Annotated in this window: 17 protein-coding genes; 3 read left to right on the forward strand and 14 right to left on the reverse strand. The window is 59.5% G+C overall.

Features of this window, described 5'->3' with window-relative positions; genetic code table 11:
• Positions 1-30: 30 nt before the first annotated feature.
• The 4 genes from hemG to pepQ are packed head-to-tail and all read right to left on the reverse strand — an operon-like array spanning position 31 to position 4018.
• Positions 31-564, reverse strand: a complete 534-nt coding sequence (hemG, locus tag ACJ8HH_RS17790; protein WP_039568028.1) for a menaquinone-dependent protoporphyrinogen IX dehydrogenase — start codon at positions 562-564, stop codon at positions 31-33.
• A 21-nt stretch (positions 565-585) separates the two neighbouring features.
• Positions 586-2037, reverse strand: coding sequence for a Trk system potassium transporter TrkH (trkH, locus tag ACJ8HH_RS17795; RefSeq protein ID WP_004934492.1), 1452 nt, complete (start codon positions 2035-2037; stop codon positions 586-588).
• Between the two features lie 35 nt (positions 2038-2072).
• Positions 2073-2687 (reverse strand): IMPACT family protein, encoded by a 615-nt coding sequence (locus ACJ8HH_RS17800; protein ID WP_033649682.1) that lies wholly within the window; start codon positions 2685-2687, stop codon positions 2073-2075.
• Positions 2687-4018 (reverse strand): Xaa-Pro dipeptidase, encoded by a 1332-nt coding sequence (gene pepQ, locus ACJ8HH_RS17805; RefSeq protein ID WP_039568033.1) that lies wholly within the window; start codon positions 4016-4018, stop codon positions 2687-2689. The genes ACJ8HH_RS17800 and pepQ overlap by 1 nt, the downstream gene beginning before the upstream one ends.
• A gap of 429 nt (positions 4019-4447) precedes the next feature.
• On the opposite strand from pepQ, the gene fadB reads away from it, so the two are divergent.
• Positions 4448-6637 (forward strand): fatty acid oxidation complex subunit alpha FadB, encoded by a 2190-nt coding sequence (fadB, locus tag ACJ8HH_RS17810; RefSeq protein WP_060452003.1) that lies wholly within the window; start codon positions 4448-4450, stop codon positions 6635-6637.
• Between the two features lie 10 nt (positions 6638-6647).
• Entirely contained in the window at positions 6648-7811 is a 1164-nt protein-coding gene (fadA, locus tag ACJ8HH_RS17815; protein ID WP_025304928.1) for an acetyl-CoA C-acyltransferase FadA, read from the forward strand.
• 172 nt (positions 7812-7983) lie between these two features.
• On the opposite strand, the gene fre is transcribed toward fadA, so the two are convergent.
• The 3 genes from fre to pepE form a co-directional block, all read right to left on the reverse strand.
• Positions 7984-8685 (reverse strand): NAD(P)H-flavin reductase, encoded by a 702-nt coding sequence (fre, locus tag ACJ8HH_RS17820; protein ID WP_004934474.1) that lies wholly within the window; start codon positions 8683-8685, stop codon positions 7984-7986.
• A gap of 50 nt (positions 8686-8735) precedes the next feature.
• Positions 8736-10232 (reverse strand): 4-hydroxy-3-polyprenylbenzoate decarboxylase, encoded by a 1497-nt coding sequence (gene ubiD, locus ACJ8HH_RS17825; RefSeq protein WP_025304926.1) that lies wholly within the window; start codon positions 10230-10232, stop codon positions 8736-8738.
• Between the two features lie 86 nt (positions 10233-10318).
• Positions 10319-11044, reverse strand: coding sequence for a dipeptidase PepE (gene pepE, locus ACJ8HH_RS17830; protein ID WP_039568041.1), 726 nt, complete (start codon positions 11042-11044; stop codon positions 10319-10321).
• Positions 11045-11289: 245 nt separating this feature from the next.
• On the opposite strand from pepE, the gene rfaH reads away from it, so the two are divergent.
• A complete protein-coding gene (gene rfaH, locus ACJ8HH_RS17835) occupies positions 11290-11778 on the forward strand; it encodes a transcription/translation regulatory transformer protein RfaH (RefSeq protein WP_039568044.1) in 489 nt (162 codons plus the stop codon).
• A 45-nt stretch (positions 11779-11823) separates the two neighbouring features.
• Here the strand turns inward: rfaH and hemB are convergent, their stop codons facing one another.
• From hemB to ubiJ, 7 genes are all read right to left on the reverse strand, one after another.
• Positions 11824-12846 carry a porphobilinogen synthase gene (gene hemB, locus ACJ8HH_RS17840; RefSeq protein WP_033649675.1) on the reverse strand — a complete coding sequence of 341 codons (1023 nt, stop codon included), beginning with the start codon at positions 12844-12846 and terminating at the stop codon, positions 11824-11826.
• A 14-nt stretch (positions 12847-12860) separates the two neighbouring features.
• A complete protein-coding gene (tatD, locus tag ACJ8HH_RS17845) occupies positions 12861-13643 on the reverse strand; it encodes a 3'-5' ssDNA/RNA exonuclease TatD (protein WP_060419844.1) in 783 nt (260 codons plus the stop codon).
• A 53-nt stretch (positions 13644-13696) separates the two neighbouring features.
• On the reverse strand, positions 13697-14467 hold the full coding sequence (gene tatC / locus ACJ8HH_RS17850; RefSeq protein ID WP_033649673.1) for a Sec-independent protein translocase subunit TatC: 771 nt from the start codon (positions 14465-14467) through the stop codon (positions 13697-13699).
• A gap of 3 nt (positions 14468-14470) precedes the next feature.
• Positions 14471-15040 carry a Sec-independent protein translocase protein TatB gene (gene tatB, locus ACJ8HH_RS17855; protein WP_039568058.1) on the reverse strand — a complete coding sequence of 190 codons (570 nt, stop codon included), beginning with the start codon at positions 15038-15040 and terminating at the stop codon, positions 14471-14473.
• 3 nt (positions 15041-15043) lie between these two features.
• Complete coding sequence (tatA, locus tag ACJ8HH_RS17860) at positions 15044-15307, reverse strand: Sec-independent protein translocase subunit TatA (RefSeq protein ID WP_033636704.1); 264 nt, start codon at positions 15305-15307, stop codon at positions 15044-15046.
• A gap of 80 nt (positions 15308-15387) precedes the next feature.
• On the reverse strand, positions 15388-17019 hold the full coding sequence (gene ubiB / locus ACJ8HH_RS17865) for a ubiquinone biosynthesis regulatory protein kinase UbiB (protein WP_033655130.1): 1632 nt from the start codon (positions 17017-17019) through the stop codon (positions 15388-15390).
• Positions 17016-17624: a ubiquinone biosynthesis protein UbiJ gene (gene ubiJ, locus ACJ8HH_RS17870; protein WP_060452002.1), complete on the reverse strand. Its 609-nt coding sequence runs from the start codon at positions 17622-17624 to the stop codon at positions 17016-17018. The genes ubiB and ubiJ overlap by 4 nt, the downstream gene beginning before the upstream one ends.
• Positions 17625-17632: the final 8 nt, after the last annotated feature.

Raw genomic sequence — 17632 nt, forward strand, 5'->3', positions numbered from 1 at the left:
GGCAAAACGCTGGCCAAACCCGCGTTTTTGTCACTTTTCGTACGGGATATGGCTAAATTCCTGGGCGAAACGATCGACCTGCTGCCAATCGGTGTACTCCACTTCCTTACTGGTATCCGTTTCACCACCCGTCATACGCATAATAAATTGAATCATGATGCGGTCGAACCAGCGATAGCGCGGATAACGCAATGCGCCGGCAAACACCGCGCACTGTTTTGGCTGCCACGGCGAGGTCAGCAGAAACTTGCGGGTATAAGCGTTGGTTTGCGGCGAGCGCTTTTCCGGTTTGCGCGCCGTCAGGTTCACGGCAAAGAACGCGCTCGGCATTCGATTCAGCTGCTCGGCATGACGTTTGACGAATTTATCCAGCGCCGGGTTAAAGTGCCCGTAACGGATAGAAGCACCGATCATCACCAGCTGATACTGATTAAGGTCGACCTGTTCCGCCTGCAGCAGATCGATCACCTCACAGCGCAGCGTATCCTGCAATTTGCTTGCTATATAAGAAGCGATAGCACGTGTTTGCCCGTCACGGCTCGAATAAAGTATCAATGCCTTCATGGCGTACTCCTTATATCAGGCTCACTCACGCCAGAAGGTTGGCGTAAACAGCACCAGCAATGTAAACACTTCCAGGCGCCCAAACAGCATCGTCACCACCAGGATCCACTTGGCCGCCGCCGGCATCGTGGTGAAGTTATCCGCCACTACGCCCAGGCCGGGGCCGAGGTTATTCAGCGTTGCCGTCACTGCGGCAAACGCGGAGAAATCATCAACGCCGGTAGCAATGATCGCCAGCATGCTGACGATAAACACCAGCGCATAGGCGGAGAAAAATCCCCACACCGCCTCCAGAATGCGTTCCGGCAGCGCGCGGTTGCCCAATTTGATGGTATAGACCGCGTTAGGGTGCACCAGCCTTTTCAACTCGCGCGAGCCCTGCAGGTACAACAGCAGAATACGGATCACCTTCAGGCCGCCGCCGGTCGAGCCGGCGCAGCCGCCGATGAATGCCGAACACAACAACAGCATCGGCAGGAAAAGCGGCCACTTGGCGATGCTGTCGGTCGTAAAACCGGCCGTAGTCGCCATCGATACCACCTGGAAGAACGCCTGATTGAGCGTTTCCATACCGCTCTTATAGACGCCATGTCCCCAGAGCACCAACGTACATACCACCACCAGCGTCAACTGGACGAAGATGAACATGCGGAATTCAGGATCGCGCCCGTATACCTTCAGACTGCGGCCGCTGAGCAAAGCGAAGTGCAGGCCGTAGTTACAGCCGGAAATCAGCAGGAACACGGCGATGATGGTGTTGATGGTCGGACTGGCGTAATAACCGATACTGGCGTCGTGGGTAGAAAAGCCGCCGATGGCGATGGTCGAGAAACTGTGGCCGATGGCATCGAACACCGACATTCCTGCTCCCCAGAGCGCCAGCGCACAGGCTACGGTCAGCAACACATAGATTAGCCACAGGGTTTTGGCTGTTTCGGCGATGCGCGGGCGCATCTTGTTATCTTTCAGCGGCCCGGGCATTTCCGCCCGATACAGCTGCATGCCGCCGACGCCGAGTATCGGCAGTATCGCCACCGCCAACACGATGATCCCCATGCCGCCCATCCATTGCAGCATTTGGCGATAGAACAGAATGGCCTTCGGCAGCGAATCCAGTCCCACCAGCGTCGTCGCACCGGTGGTCGTCAGCCCCGAGAAGGATTCAAAGAAGGCGTCGGTCAGCGACAAGTTGGGCCGTTCAGAAAACAGGAACGGCAATGCCCCCACGCTGCCCAGCACGGTCCAGAACAGCACGACGATCAGGAAGCCTTCGCGGGGTTTCAGTTCGTGTTTCTGTTTGCGGTTCGGCCACCACAGCATCAGACCGATGGTCAGCGCCACGAAGAAGGTTTGGCTGAACGCGCGCCCCGCCCCATCGCGGTAAATCAATGCCACCAGGCCGGGAATAAACATCGTCCCGGAGAACAGGATGACCAGCAGACCAACGATACGGGTTATGGCGCGAAAATGCATTTCAGCACGATCCTTAGCAATTCAATTGGGAGGAATTATTGCGAAATGGGGGTTAATTGCAAATTACCGCGACTAAGATCACGCAATTTATTCCCAAACAGCTCGACCTCGGTGGCCGGCAACGCCAGATGCAGCACGACGGCGGCGCCGTATTCGCCCTGCAGGATCCGACCTGCGGTTTGCTGCAGCAAGTTCTCCACCAACGCCAACTGCGCATAGTCGCACTGCAAGATATATTCGGCTTCCGGCACCTTTTGAGCCAACGCCAGCTGCTTCAACGCCTGTTGAACACCGTTGCCATAGGCTTTCACCAATCCGCCGGTGCCCAACTTGACGCCGCCGTAGTAACGAACGACCACGGCGGTCACTTCCCCGATGCCGCTGCCCATGAGCTGCGCGAGGATCGGTTTGCCGGCGGTACCCGACGGCTCTCCGTCGTCGGAGAATCCCAGCTGCTGCGAGTCATCGGGGCTGCCGGCGACGAAGGCCCAACAATGGTGCCGCGCCGCCGGGTGCTCATCCCGCACCTGCTGAATAAACGTCTTTGCCGCTTCTACCCCGCTGGTCGGCGCCAGCAGGGTGATAAAACGGCTCTTCTTTATTTCTTCGGTAAAGCAGGTTGCTTCCGCCGGTATCGGATACGGCCGCATCAGGCCAGGTTCAGATCGCGCGTCATGTTCTCGATGCGCTTTTCGTGGATTACGATGTTGTCTTCGATGCGGATGCCGCCATACGGCTTCAGCGCATCGATGCGATCCCAGGCGAAGTGCTGCTTGAACTCACCGCTGCGGCACGGCGCCAACAGAGACTCGATGAAGTACAGACCCGGCTCGATGGTCAACACCATGCCCGGCTGCAACACGCGGGTGCAACGCAGGAACGGATACTTGGCCGGCGCCGCCAGATGGGTGCCTTGCTCGTCCTGCATAAAGCCGGCGGCGTCGTGCACCTGCAGGCCCAGCGGGTGGCCCAGCCCGTGCGGCAGGAACGGCGTAGTGATGCCCGTTTCAACCATCGCCTCTTCGCTGAGGCCGTTCACCAGCTTGTGATTCTTGAGCAGCTTGGCGATGCGCTGGTGCATCTGCACATGGTAGTCGGTATAGCGCACGCCGGTTTTGATGGTGTCGATCAGCGCCAGCTGTTCACCGTTGAGATCTTTCACCAGATGGGCGAATTCGCTGCCGCTTTGCGCCGCGTAGGTGCGGGTCAGATCGGCGGCGTAGCCGTTGTATTCCGCGCCGGCGTCGATCAGGAAACTCAGGGATTCGGCCGGCGGCTGATGATCCAGCTTGGTGTAGTGCAGTACCGAAGCGTGTTCGTTCAGCGCCACGATGTTGTCGTAAGGCACGTCGGTATCGCGGTGGCCTGTCGCCGTGAGGTAGGCCAGATTGATGTCGAACTCGCTCATGCCGGAGAGGAAGGCTTCATGCGCCGCACGATGGCCGGTTACCGCCGTCTTCTGCGCTTCGCGCATGCAGGCCAGCTCATAGCCGGTTTTGATCGAACGGTGGAAATCCAGGTAGTTCAACACCGCTTTCGGGTTGATGTTTTCCGAAGGGATGCCGAGATCGCGGGCGCGCTGTTGCGCATAACCGATATAGCCCACGCGCTCGCGCTGCGGCGGAAGCTGCTGGGCGATAGCGTCGGCGTTGGCCAGCGGCATCAATTCAAGGGATTTGGTCCAGAAACTGTCCGGCAGCGGCTCTACACTGTGCCAGTAGTCAACCGGGGAGTAGAACCACAGCTTCGGCTTGTTGACGCCATCAATCCACAACCAGCAGTTCGGCACCGACGTCACCGGCACCCAGGCTTTGAAATGCGCGTTCACTTTGAACGGATAGCTATGGTCGTCCAAAAATACCTTTTGCAGTTCACCGGAGTGAATCAGCAGCGCATCCAACTTGTTGCGCTCCAGCACTTCGCGCGCGCGTTTTTGCAGCTCTGCCAGGTGGTCGTTATACAAAGAAGCCAGCGTTTCCATCACATTACCCTTATGCCTTAGCACGAAAGAAGTCATCTTAACACAGCGCTCCGGCGCACCAACCTCATCGCGTTGGGCATGCGGAGCAGCTCGCAATTCCCGGCAAATGCCGTTACATCCGCAGTTTAACCTTAGCCAGCCGAGTGCCATCTTCAGCCCCGCATCGTCGTCGCCATGACACCAGCCGCCTTATTCAGCCTAACCTCACCTGAATGATAAATCGCCGCTGGCAAGTGTATGAAGACCGACAACCGCCAGCAAATGCCGATAGCACATAAAATATAACTTCGTTTTAAATCAAAACGCTAACTTGGTGAGATGTGATCAGACCAGCAAATATGCAATCTCTCATTTGCATATTTTTAACATAAAAACCACACTCCTCATCATCTGGTCATACCAGATCATACGCTGATTCAGGAGATAGACATGCTCTACCAAGGCGAAACATTACAACTGCACTGGCTCGATAACGGCATCGCCGAGCTGGTGTTCAACGCACCGGGCTCGGTCAACAAGCTGGACACCCGCACCGTCGCCAGCCTGGGCGAAGCGCTCACCGTGCTGGAAAACCAGCCTGAGCTGAAAGGGCTGCTGCTGCGTTCCTCCAAAGCCGCGTTTATCGTCGGCGCCGATATCACCGAATTCCTTTCTCTGTTCGCCGCACCGGCTGAAAAGCTGCAAGAGTGGCTGGTGTTCGCCAACAACGTCTTTAACCGGCTGGAAGATTTGCCGGTGCCGACCATTTCGGCCATTAACGGCTATGCGCTCGGCGGCGGTTGCGAATGCATTCTGGCGACCGATTTCCGCGCCGCCTCACCGGACGCGCGCATCGGCCTGCCGGAAACCAAATTGGGCATCATGCCGGGCTTCGGCGGTTCCGTCCGCCTGCCGCGCCTGCTGGGTAACGACAGCGCGCTGGAAATCATCGCCGCCGGCAAAGACGTCAGCGCCAAAGACGCGTTGAAAGTCGGTCTGGTGGATGCGGTAGTGGCACCGGAAAAACTGGCCGAAGCGGCGCTGAAAATGCTGCAACAGGCGATCGACGGCAAGCTGGACTGGCGCGCCGCGCGTCAACCTAAGCTGGAGCCGCTGAAGCTCAGCCCGATTGAAGCCGCGATGAGCTTCACCACCGCCAAAGGCATGGTGCTGCAGACCGCCGGGAAACATTACCCGGCGCCGATGACCGCGGTGAAAACCATTGAAGCCGCCGCCAAGCTGGGCCGCGATGAAGCGCTGAAACTGGAAACCGCCAGCTTCGTGCCGTTGGCGCGTTCCAACGAAGCGCGCGCGCTGGTCGGCATCTTCCTTAACGATCAGTTCGTGAAGGGCCAGGCGAAAAAGCTGGCCAAGAATGTGGATGCGCCGAAACAGGCGGCGGTGCTGGGCGCCGGCATCATGGGCGGCGGCATCGCCTACCAATCGGCGCTGAAAGGCGTGCCGGTGATCATGAAAGACATCAGCGACAAGTCGCTGACGCTGGGCATGAGCGAAGCGGCCAAGCTGCTCAATAAGCAGCTGGAGCGCGGCAAGCTGGATGGCCTGAAAATGGCGCAGGTGCTGTCGACCATTCAGCCGACGCTGGACTACGCCGGCATCGAGCGCGCACAGGTGATCGTTGAAGCGGTCGTCGAGAATCCGAAGGTCAAAGCCGCCGTGCTGTCGGAAGTGGAAAACCTGATCGCTGAGGACACCGTTCTGGCGTCGAACACCTCGACCATTCCGATTAATCACCTGGCAAAATCGCTGAAGCGCCCGCAAAACTTCTGCGGCATGCACTTCTTTAACCCGGTACACCGCATGCCGCTGGTTGAAATCATCCGCGGCGAACAGACCAGCGATGGCACCATCGCCAAAGTGGTGGCCTACGCCAGCCGCATGGGCAAAACGCCAATCGTGGTGAACGACTGCCCGGGCTTCTTCGTCAACCGCGTGCTGTTCCCGTATTTCGCCGGCTTCAGCCTGCTGCTGCGCGACGGCGCCGACTTCCGTCAGATTGATAAAGTGATGGAAAAACAGTTCGGCTGGCCGATGGGCCCGGCCTACCTGCTCGACGTCGTGGGCATCGACACCGCGCACCACGCGCAGGCGGTAATGGCCGCCGGCTTCCCGGATCGCATGAGCAAAGACTATCGCGACGCCATTGACGTGATGTTCGACAACCAGCGCTTCGGTCAGAAAAATCAATTGGGCTTCTACCGCTACAGCCAGGACAGCAAAGGCAAACCGCGCAAGGACAACGACGAGCAGACCGACGCGCTGCTGGCCGAAGTGAGCCAACCGCGCCAGACCATCAGCGACGAAGAAATCATCGCGCGCATGATGATCCCGATGATCAACGAAGTGGTTCGCTGCCTGGAAGAGAAGATCGTCGCCAGCCCGGCGGAAGCCGATATGGCGCTGGTCTACGGCATTGGCTTCCCTCCGTTCCACGGCGGCGCGTTCCGCTACCTGGATACGCTCGGCACCGCCAACTATGTTGAGCTGGCCCAGCGCTACGCACACCTCGGCGCCCTGTATCAGGTGCCGGCCGGTCTGCGCGCCAAGGCCGAACGCAATGAAAGCTACTACCCGGTGGCGACACCGCTGTCCGACGTCGCTACCCGCCAACCGGCATGAGGTCATAAAGATGGAAAACGTAGTTATTGTTGATGCCGTACGCACGCCGATGGGCCGCTCCAAGGGCGGCGCCTTCCGCCAGGTGCGCGCCGAAGATCTCTCCGCTCACCTGATGCGTGAAGTGCTGAGCCGCAACCCGGCGCTGGATGCCGCCGAGATCGATGACATTTACTGGGGCTGCGTGCAGCAGACGCTGGAGCAAGGCTTCAACATCGCCCGCAACGCCGCGCTGCTGGCCGAGATCCCGCACCGCGTGCCGGCGGTGACCGTCAACCGCCTGTGCGGCTCTTCGATGCAGGCGCTGCACGACGCGGCGCGCGCCATCATGGTCGGCGACGCGCACGTCAGCCTGATCGGCGGCGTGGAACACATGGGTCATGTGCCGATGAACCACGGCGTGGATTTCCATCCGGGGCTGAGCCGCAGCGTGGCCAAAGCCGCCGGGATGATGGGGCTGACCGCCGAAATGCTGGCCAAGATGCACAACATCAGCCGCCAGATGCAGGATGAGTTTGCCGCCCGCTCCCACCAGCGCGCGCATGCGGCGACGCTGGCAGGTTACTTCAAAAACGAGATCATACCGACCAACGGCCACGACGCCGATGGCGTGCTGACCCGTTACGATTTCGATGAAGTCATTCGCCCGGAAACCACCGTCGAAAGCCTGTCGGCCCTGCGTCCGGCGTTCGATCCGGTCAACGGCACCGTCACCGCCGGCAGTTCTTCCGCCCTGTCGGACGGCGCTTCCGCCATGCTGCTGATGAGCGAATCGCGCGCCAAAGCGCTCGGTTTGAAGGCCCGCGCCCGCATCCGCTCGATGGCGGTCGTCGGCTGCGATCCTTCCATCATGGGTTACGGCCCGGTGCCGGCCAGCAAGCTGGCGCTGAAACGCGCCGGTCTGAGCGTGCAGGACATCGATCTGTTCGAGTTGAACGAGGCGTTCGCCGCCCAGTCGCTGCCGTGCATCAAGGATCTGGGCCTGATGGACAGCATCGACGACAAGATCAACCTGAACGGCGGCGCCATCGCGCTCGGCCACCCGCTGGGGTGTTCAGGCTCCCGCATCTCGACCACCCTGTTGAACAACATGGAACGTCGCGACGCGCAGTTCGGCCTGGCGACCATGTGCATCGGCCTGGGCCAGGGCATCGCCACCGTCTTCGAACGCGTTTAGCTGTGTCTATCTTGGGATGACCGCGTCACCACTTCAAATCGCGGCATCCCGCCAAGTTTAGTTGCCGTTCTTCCCGCCTGTCAGGGGCGGGTTTTTTATGCCTGAAGTTTGCCGGCGTCCAAATAAAAACGGGGCGACCCTCGGCCACCCCGTTCACTGCGCATCGCCTCTGTCAGATAAACGAAAACGCATCGCCGAACATATGCGCTTCCAGCGCGCCGCGCTCGGCGCAGAAACGCTCACGGGCGATTTTCGCCATCTCGAAACGCCCGGCGATATAGATATCGTGCTCCGCCAGCGTGCCGAAATCCTGCAGCACCGCGCTGAGCACGGTGCCGCTGCGGCCGCGCCATTCGGCTTCCGGCTGCTCGACCACCGGGATCACCTTCAGATTCGGATGCTGCAACGACAGCGCTTCCAGCTCGCTCAAATCGTACAGGTGCTTCAGCTCACGCCCGCCCCAGTAGATCGAAATGTCGCGATCGGGCTGCTGCTCCAACGCGGTCAACAAGATTGAACGCGCGTAAGAGAAACCGGTGCCGCCGGCGATCAGCACCAGCGGACGGCTGCCCTCTTCCCGCAGCCAGGCGTCGCCGTGCGGCACGTCGACGGTGATCGCCTGCTCTTTCAGGATGCGATCCATCACCGCCATGGCATACAGATTCAGCTCCGAAGCGCCGATGTGCAGCTCGATATAATCTTGCTGCGTCGGGGTAGATGCCAGCGAGAACGGACGCTTGTCGCGCTCGTCCATCACCACCATCAGATATTGCCCTGCCTTGAAAGAAAACGGCTGCTCGGGCACCAGACGTACCCGATAAACCGTATCGGTAATGGCCTCTACCGAGGTCACTTTACAGCTCAATATTGTCATGCGTTCCCTCTGTCGGGTCATCAATGCAAAGCTGAGAACAGGGCCTGACGCTACAGCGTCGGTTCCCTGTCACTGAAGATTGCGAGCTCATCCCAGATTTCGTCGACGCGCGCACGTACCTTTTCATCCATCTGAATCGGACGGCCCCATTCGCGATCGGTTTCACCCGGCCATTTATTGGTGGCGTCCAGCCCCATCTTCGAACCCAGGCCGGAAACCGGCGAGGCGAAGTCCAGATAGTCGATCGGCGTATTCTCCACCAGAACGGTATCCCTTGCCGGATCCATTCGTGTGGTGATCGCCCAAATCACGTCGTTCCAGTCGCGCGCATTGACGTCGTCATCGCAGACGATAACAAATTTGGTGTACATAAACTGCCGCAGGAACGACCAGACGCCCATCATCACGCGTTTAGCGTGGCCGGCGTACTGTTTTTTCATGGTCACTACTGCCAGGCGGTACGAGCACCCTTCCGGCGGCAGATAGAAATCGACGATTTCCGGGAACTGTTTTTGCAGGATCGGCACGAACACTTCATTCAGCGCCACGCCCAGGATCGCCGGCTCATCCGGCGGGCGGCCGGTATAGGTCGAGTGGTAGATCGCGTTGCGGCGCTGGGTGATGTGGGTGACGGTGAACACCGGGAACTGGTCGATTTCATTGTAGTAACCGGTGTGGTCGCCGTAAGGGCCTTCCGGCGCCATTTCACCCGGCTCGATATAGCCTTCCAGCACGATTTCGGCGCTGGCGGGCACTTCCAGATCGTTGGAAAGGCACTTGACCACTTCGGTTTTATTGCCGCGCAGCAGCCCGGCAAAAGCGTATTCAGACAAGGTATCCGGCACCGGCGTGACCGCACCGAGGATGGTGGCGGGATCGGCGCCCAGCGCTACCGCGACCGGGAAACGCTCGCCGGGGTGCGCCTGGCACCACTCCTGATAATCCAGCGCGCCGCCGCGATGCGACAGCCAGCGCATGATCACTTTGTTCTTGCCCAGCACCTGCTGGCGATAGATGCCGAGATTTTGCCGTTCTTTATGCGGGCCGCGGGTCACCGTCAGCCCCCAGGTAATCAGCGGCGCGGCGTCTTCCGGCCAGCAGTGCATCACCGGAATACGGCCCAGATCGACATCCTCACCCTGCCATACCTGCTCCTGACAAGGCGCGGATCCCAGCACCTTGGTCGGCATGTTCAGCACTTGCTTGAACTTCGGCATTTTGTCGAACAGATCGCGGAAGCCTTTCGGCGGCTCAGGCTCTTTGAGGAACGCCAGCAGTTTGCCGACTTCGCGCAGCGCGCTGATGTCTTCCTGCCCCATGCCCATCGCCACGCGATTGGCGGTGCCGAACAGGTTGCACAGCACCGGCATGTCGTAGCCTTTCGGGTTTTCAAACAGCAATGCCGGGCCGCCCGCCCGCAGGGTGCGATCGGCAATCTCCGTCATTTCCAGGTAAGGATCGATCGGCTGGCTGATGCGTTTTAGTTCCCCTCTCTTCTCCAGCAACGAGAGGAAATCGCGTAAGTCACGGTATTTCATGCTGATCATTATAACGGCCAGTGGGGAGGGCATTATAAGCCCTCTTCACGGTTGTTGCTGCAATTTTGTTAACGCCGCCCGCCATCGGGTGGCCCTCAGCCGCAGTTGAACGGCACCAGCGCAGCCAGCGCACGCGTATCCTGATATTCGCGTGTCTCCTCGCCGTGGCGGAACACCTTGAAGCCCTGCCCGTTGGCGCTGAAGTAACGCAGCTCGTTGCCTTCAACGTGCAGCAGGCTGCCTTCACGCAACGCCACCACCGATTCGCTCGGGTTGATCGCGCAGAACTCCGCCAGGCGCTCGTCACGGGTTTCGCCCATGTGGCCGCTGATATGCGCGTCGATGTAATGCGGGTTGATTTGCACCGGGAACAGCCCCAGCGCCGGCAGCACCACGCTGCAGCGCACCGGCATATCATTGGTGGTGCGAATGCTCGGCGTGGCCACGTTGCAACCGGCGCTCCAGCCGACGTAAGGCACTTCACGCTCGCGCACCGCGCGCTGGATGGGCACGATCAGGCCTTGCTCGTGCAGCATTTGGTTCAGCAACCAGGTATTGCCGCCGCTGACCAAAATGCACTCCGCCTGCGCGATCGCCGCCGCCGGCGAAGCCGCGTGATGGATACTGATGACTTCAATGCCCAGCGTTTGCGCCAGCTCCTGCGCACGCTGGTCGTAGTCGTAACGGATCAGCGCATAAGGGATAAAGACGGCGGATTTGATGCCGCGACGCGCAATCATCGCCAGCAGTTGGCTTTTGGCATACCCCAGCAGCTCGGCTTCGCCAGACAGCTTGCCGTTGCTCAACAGAAACAGCTCCATTTATCTTCCCTCGATCAAAAACGATGAATAGCGTCACAGCCGGTGGCGCAACGCCTTGCCATACTGTGACGGTAACAAATTTTTAGCCCTCTGTTATACCAGCGCCGTATCGATAAGTGTGTGACCCCTCGCTAATAGCCGCATATTCATAGAGATAGGTGATGTTACACGCTGAAACTTGCATCACTATGTATCCGGAAGCGCTTTTGATATGCTTACCGGCTGGCAGAAAGGCATGTGAAATTATGGAATCCTGGTATCTACTTTATTGCAAACGCGGTCAGCTGTTGCGGGCGCAGGAACATCTGGAACGGCAGCAGGTAAACTGCCTCAGCCCGATCATCACGCTGGAAAAGATCGTGCGCGGCAAGCGTATCGCGGTCAGCGAACCCCTGTTTCCCAACTATCTGTTTGTGGAGTTCGACCCGGAGCGCATTCACACCACCACCATCAGCGCCACCCGCGGCGTCAGCCACTTCGTGCGCTTCGGCGCGCTGCCGAGCGTCATCCCGAACAAGGTGATCGATGAGCTGCGCACGCATGCCAGCGAAACCTATGTCGATCCGGAAACCCCGCAGCCGGGGGATACCGTCCTGATCGTCGACGGCGTGTTCGAAGGGCTGCAGGCGATCTACACCGAGCCGGACGGCGAGGCCCGCTCCATGTTGTTGCTGAACCTGATCAACAAACAGGTCAGCCAAAGCATCGACAACCGACAGTTCCAGAAGATGTAATGCAAAAGGCGCCCTCAGGCGCCTTTTTGTTGGCTCATTTCACGCTTAGCGACGCATCGCGTCGTCGTGCAGCCACTGGGCGACACGCTTGGCGAAGTAGGTCAGCACGCCGTCGGCGCCGGCGCGTTTGAAGCACATCAACGACTCCATCACCGCAGGCTGCTCCTGCAGCCAGCCGTTCTGAATCGCCGCCATATGCATGGCGTACTCGCCGGACACCTGATAAGCGAAGGTTGGCACGCCGAAGGTATCCTTTACGCGGCGCACAACGTCGAGGTACGGCATGCCCGGTTTCACCATCACCATATCCGCGCCTTCCTGCAGATCCTGTGCAATCTCCTGCAGCGCTTCATCGCTGTTGGCCGGATCCATCTGATAGGTCTTCTTGTTGCCACCCTTCAGATTGCCGCTGGAACCCAGCGCATCGCGGAACGGGCCGTAGTAACAGGAAGCATACTTGGCGGAGTAGGCCATAATCTGGGTATTCACCAGACCCTGCAATTCCAGACGATCGCGGATAGCCCCGATGCGGCCGTCCATCATGTCGCTCGGCGCCACGATTTCCGCGCCCGCTTCGGCATGGGAAAGCGCCTGACGCACCAGGATGTCTTTGGTCACATCGTTAATCACATAACCCTGCTCATCGATTACCCCATCCTGCCCGTGCGTGGTGTAGGGATCGAGCGCTACGTCAGTCAGAATGCCCAGCTCAGGCACCGCGTCTTTCAGCGCGCGCACCGTGCGCTGCACCAACCCTTCCGGGTTATAGGCTTCTTCCGCATGCAGCGATTTCAGACCTGGCTCAATCACCGGGAACAGGGAGATCACCGGCACGCCGAGTTTGGCGATGGTTTCCGCTTCCTTGACCAGCAGATCGATCGTCATGCGCGATACGCCCGGCATCGAGGCCACTTCTTCCTGACGGTTGCTGCCTTCCATGACAAACACCGGATAAATCAGGTCGTTGACCGCCAGTTGGTTCTCGGCCACCAGGCGGCGGCTGAAGTCATGACGGCGCACGCGGCGCATACGGCGACCAGGGAAGGTGCCCGGAAATGCATAGCTCATAGTTTTCTCCTAGCTCAAACCAGCCGGAATAGCCGGCGGGCGTTCTCATCGGTTTTTTGCCCCAGCCATTGCGGCTCTTCCTGTCGCCAGACGGCGACCTGATGCACGATATGGGGCAGGAAACAGGGTTCGTTGCGGCGAGATGCGGGTTTAGGCTGTAAATCCCGGGGCAACAGATAAGGGGCGTCAGTTTCCAGCAGCAGACGCTCGGACGGGATCTGCGGCAACAGGGCGCGCAATTCCAGGCCGCGCCGCTCATCGCAGACCCAACCGGTAATCCCGATCGACAGGCCCAGCGACAGGCAGCTTGTTAATTCTTCGGCGGTGCCGGTGAAGCAGTGCACCACGGCCGCGGGCAGTTTATCCAACCACGGCGTCAGTAGCTCGGCAAAACGTGCGTGTGCGTCGCGGCAGTGGAGAAACACCGGCAGCGCCAACTCCGCCGCCAGCGCCAGCTGCGCGGTGAACGCCGCTTCCTGCTGCGCGGGCGTCGAGAAATTGCGGTTAAAATCCAGGCCGCATTCGCCGATCGCCGCCACTTCAGGGCGCGCGGCCAACGCATAAATCTGCTCGGCGGTGTGTTCATCCCAGCCGCTGGCGTAGTGCGGATGCACGCCGGCGGTAGACCAACAGTAGCCCGCATATTGCCGCGCCAGTTCGGCGGCCTCGCAGCTCTCCGCCAGATCGGTGCCGGTAATCAACATCCCCGTCACGCCCGCGGCGCGGGCGCGTTCCACCACCGCCTGGCGATCTTTGGCGAATTGGCTGCTGGTGAGATTAACGCCGATATCAAACATAGTTTTTTCCAAAGCAAAAGCCGCCCAATGGGCGGCTTAGCAATCAATGTGGATCATGAGGCTGGGGGTTCGTCACCCTCGTCTTCTTCTTCCGCTTGCGGACGACGCTTGCCGGTATAGAAGCGAGCGAAGAATACCCCCACTTCAAACAACAGATACATCGGTATTGCCAACAGGGTTTGCGAGAACACGTCCGGCGGCGTCAACAGCATGCCGACCACAAACGCGCCGACCAATACATACGGCCGTTTCTTCTTCAGATCTTCCGGCGAGGTGACGCCACTCCAGCACAGCAGAATGATGGCGACCGGTACTTCGAAGGCGACGCCGAACGCCATAAACAGCGCCATGACGAAATCGAGGTAGTTTTTAATGTCGGTCGCAATGGTCACCCCCATCGGCGCGGTCTTGGCAAAGAAGCCGAAGGCCAGCGGGAACACGATGAAGTAGGCGAAGGCCATGCCGAGGTAGAACAGCAGGCTGCTGGACACCAGCAGCGGCATCATCAGGCGGCGTTCATGCTTGTACAGCGCCGGCGCGATGAATGCCCACACCTGATACAGAATCATCGGCGCGGAGACAAACACCGAGACGATCATGGTCAGCTTGATCGGCGTAAAGAACGGTGACGCCACGTCGGTGGCGATCATGCTCGCCCCGGCCGGCAACTGCTTGAGCAGCGGTGCAGAAACCAGCTGGTAGATGTCGTTGGCGAAAAACACCAGCACCACGAACACCGCCAGCACGCAAATAATCGAGTTCAACAGCCGCTTGCGCAGCTCTATCAGATGACTGATAAGGGGTTGGGTATCTTCAACAGCCATGTATTAACGATCGCCACTAGGTTGGTGAGACGCTGGGATTTTATCCGCAACAGGTTCGACAGGTGCCGGCGCGGTTTCCACCGGTGCTTTAGCCGGTTGCGCCGCCACGGGCGCAGCCGGGGATGCAGCCGCAACGGCCTCAGGCTCCGCTGCCGGTTTTGGCACGGCGGCGGGCGCGCTGGCGCGGGTTGCCGCTTCCGCCGGCGTCACGCCGTCGTGCAAGGCTTCCGGATCGATGGCCTGCGGGTTATGAATGGTGTTCGCCAGCTCTTCTGTCTCGCCCCGGTAGGTGCGTTTCAATGATTCCGCCGCGTCTTTCAGCTCATCCATCGATGCCTTCAGTTCCGGCGTCAGGTTCTGCAGGCCGGCCTGTTCGGCTTTTTTCAGGCTGTCCTGCAGCTCCTGCAGCTTCAGTTCCTGAGACAGTTCGTGCTGCACCGAGGCCGCCAGCGAGCGCAGCGCGCGGATCCAGCCCGACACCGTTCTGACCGCGACCGGCAACCGTTCCGGCCCCAGAACAATCAGGCCGATCACCAGCACCAGCAGCAGCTCACTAAACCCAATGTCAAACACGGTTTATACCTGCTCTTTGTTCTTCGACTCTTCCGGTTTCACTTCCGGCTGCTTATCAGTAATAGGCTTGGCCGCGAAGTCAGCGTCATCCAGGCTGCTTTTTTCAGCCGTGTTGGGGTTCGACGGCGTATCGTCGCCGATCGCCTTTTTGAAGCCCTTGATCGAGGCGCCGAGATCGGAGCCCAGCGTGCGCAGTTTTTTGGTGCCGAACAGCAGCACCACGATCACTGCGATGATCAACAATTGCGTAATACTAATACCGCCCATTTCAATTACCTCTAATTTTAAAGGGTCTTTTAAAGCCAGCCCGCATTATAGGCTCGGCCTTACCAGAGTAACGAATTAAATCAGGTGGTTCGCTTCCAGCCAATCACCCAGCATACGATGCCGGCGGCCATCATCCAGGCGGGAAACACCTCGATTTGCCCCAGCAGCAACAGCGTACCGCTTACTAACAGTGTAGCGCCAACGCCGAACAAATAACGTGACTGCCCCTGACGAACCCGCTGAGCCTGCATTTGGTTGGTCAGCTTATCAACGCTTTGTTGCAACAGTTTATGCTGCTGCAGGCTGTCGTAAAACAGCTCGGGCAGTTCGGGCAGCTTCTCCGCCCAGAACGGCGCTTTCTCTTTCAGCGCGCGCACCACGGCGGGAATGCCGACCTGATCGCGCAGCCAGCTCTCGAGGAACGGCTTGGCGGTAGTCCACAGATCCAGCTGCGGGTAGAGCTGGCGCCCCAGCCCTTCAACATACAGCAAGGTCTTCTGCAATAACACCAGCTGTGGCTGCACTTCCATATTGAAGCGGCGCGCAGTGTTGAACAGGTTCAGCAGCACATTGCCAAAGGAAATTTCCGCCAGCGGCTTCTCGAAAATCGGCTCGCACACGGTGCGAATGGCGAATTCGAAGTCTTCCACGTTGGTGTCGCGCGGCACCCAACCGGAGTCGACGTGCAGTTCCGCCACCTTGCGGTAATCGCGGTTGAAGAAGGCGATGAAGTTTTCCGCCAGATAGCGCTTGTCATCCTTGTTCAGCGAGCCGACGATGCCGCAGTCGATGCCGATATAGCAAGGATCTTCCGGATGTTCGTAGCTGACGAAAATATTACCGGGATGCATGTCCGCATGGAAGAAGCTGTCGCGGAATACCTGGGTAAAGAACACCTGGACGCCGCGTTCCGCCAACAGTTTCATGTTGGTGCCCTGCCGTTCAAGCGTGGCGATGTCCGAGACCGGAATGCCGTAGATGCGTTCCATCACCAATACGCTTTCACGGCAGTAGTCGGAATAAACTTCCGGTACGTACAGCATCGGGCTGCCGTCGAAATTGCGGCGCAGCTGAATGGCGTTGGCCGCTTCGCGCAGCAGGTTCAATTCGTCCAGCAGGGTTTTCTCGTACTCGCGCACCACTTCACGCGGGCGCAGACGGCGGCCGTCCGGCAACAGCTTCGGCACCCAGCCGGCCAACCGGTACATCAGCCGCACGTCGGCCTTGATGATCGGCCCGATATCCGGCCGGATCACCTTCAGCACCACTTCCTGGCCGGTGGTTTTCAACCGCGCGGTATGCACCTGCGCGATCGAGGCAGAGGCCAACGGCTGCTGGTCGAAATCGTCGAACCAGGTTTCCAGTGGGCCACCCATCGCCAGCTCGATATGTTTACGCGCCAGCGCGCCGTCGAAAGGCGCCACCCGATCCTGCAGCAACGTCAGCTGATCGGCAATGTGCGGCGGAAACAGATCGCGACGGGTCGACATCATCTGGCCGAACTTGATCCATACCGGCCCCAGCTCCTGCAGCGCCAGCCGCAGACGTTCGCCCAGCGGCTTGTCCTTGTGCCGATTCGGCATCCAGAACAGCAGACGGCGGCCAAAGCGCAGCGGCAGCGTCAAACGCATTTTAGGGATCAGTTCGTCCAGCCCATAGCTGAGAAAAACGCGGACGATAAAATACAAACGGCGCAGTTCGCCTGGGGTCATCGCTTGCCCTCCAACTTGTCCATGCGGGCAAACAGCGCTTCCGCGCTGCGGGCGAGAGCATCAACTTCTTCGTTGAACCACACCACTTCCAGTGGCCCCGGCGCCAGGCGCCACTCTTCCGTCAACGTCTCCGCCATGTCCTGCTGCCGGCGCATAAAGCCGGCTTTCAGCAGCAAGGCGCCTTTTCCCAGCGCCTGCGTAATGCCCTGGGCGGCGATATCGCCGATGTAAGGCGCCAGCCACTCCGCCGGATCCCACTCCGCAAGATCGAGCAGGCCAACCAGCTGTTGCACCACCTGAATATCGCCTTCCACCGTCAATTCGCCGCTGCGCATCAGCACCGGCAACTGCTGGCGATCGCGCAGCTTCAGTAAGACGGGAATGCGGCTGCGCACCGTGCAATCGGCGCTGTCTTCGGACTGCCCAAGCACGTCTACGCGCAGTTCGCTGAACACCAGCACCAGCGGTGAAGCCAGCTCTTCCAGTTCGATGCGCAGCACCTTGCCCGCCAGGCGTTGGCGAGCGGCTTTCATGCTGCGATCGCGAAACAGCAGGTTATTCAGCGAGGTTTCCAGCGCAGCGGTCAGCAGAGGGGTAAACAGCATCGGCATCT

It is taken from the genome of Serratia sp. CY32780 (assembly GCF_052169135.1).
Taxonomy (GTDB): domain Bacteria; phylum Pseudomonadota; class Gammaproteobacteria; order Enterobacterales; family Enterobacteriaceae; genus Serratia; species Serratia sarumanii.

Excerpts from the sequence above, each read along its gene's own strand:
- hemG (WP_039568028.1), bottom strand. The coding sequence starts at position 564 with ATGAAGGCATTGATACTTTATTCGAGCCGTGACGGGCAAACACGTGCT.
- ubiD (WP_025304926.1), bottom strand. The coding sequence starts at position 10,232 with ATGATCAGCATGAAATACCGTGACTTACGCGATTTCCTCTCGTTGCTG.
- fadA (WP_025304928.1), top strand. The coding sequence starts at position 6,648 with ATGGAAAACGTAGTTATTGTTGATGCCGTACGCACGCCGATGGGCCGC.
- fre (WP_004934474.1), bottom strand. The coding sequence starts at position 8,685 with ATGACAATATTGAGCTGTAAAGTGACCTCGGTAGAGGCCATTACCGAT.
- fadB (WP_060452003.1), top strand. The coding sequence starts at position 4,448 with ATGCTCTACCAAGGCGAAACATTACAACTGCACTGGCTCGATAACGGC.
- tatA (WP_033636704.1), bottom strand. The coding sequence starts at position 15,307 with ATGGGCGGTATTAGTATTACGCAATTGTTGATCATCGCAGTGATCGTG.
- ubiB (WP_033655130.1), bottom strand. The coding sequence starts at position 17,019 with ATGACCCCAGGCGAACTGCGCCGTTTGTATTTTATCGTCCGCGTTTTT.
- ubiJ (WP_060452002.1), bottom strand. The coding sequence starts at position 17,624 with ATGCTGTTTACCCCTCTGCTGACCGCTGCGCTGGAAACCTCGCTGAAT.
- pepQ (WP_039568033.1), bottom strand. The coding sequence starts at position 4,018 with ATGGAAACGCTGGCTTCTTTGTATAACGACCACCTGGCAGAGCTGCAA.
- rfaH (WP_039568044.1), top strand. The coding sequence starts at position 11,290 with ATGGAATCCTGGTATCTACTTTATTGCAAACGCGGTCAGCTGTTGCGG.
- hemB (WP_033649675.1), bottom strand. The coding sequence starts at position 12,846 with ATGAGCTATGCATTTCCGGGCACCTTCCCTGGTCGCCGTATGCGCCGC.
- tatD (WP_060419844.1), bottom strand. The coding sequence starts at position 13,643 with ATGTTTGATATCGGCGTTAATCTCACCAGCAGCCAATTCGCCAAAGAT.
- tatC (WP_033649673.1), bottom strand. The coding sequence starts at position 14,467 with ATGGCTGTTGAAGATACCCAACCCCTTATCAGTCATCTGATAGAGCTG.
- ACJ8HH_RS17800 (WP_033649682.1), bottom strand. The coding sequence starts at position 2,687 with ATGCGGCCGTATCCGATACCGGCGGAAGCAACCTGCTTTACCGAAGAA.
- trkH (WP_004934492.1), bottom strand. The coding sequence starts at position 2,037 with ATGCATTTTCGCGCCATAACCCGTATCGTTGGTCTGCTGGTCATCCTG.
- pepE (WP_039568041.1), bottom strand. The coding sequence starts at position 11,044 with ATGGAGCTGTTTCTGTTGAGCAACGGCAAGCTGTCTGGCGAAGCCGAG.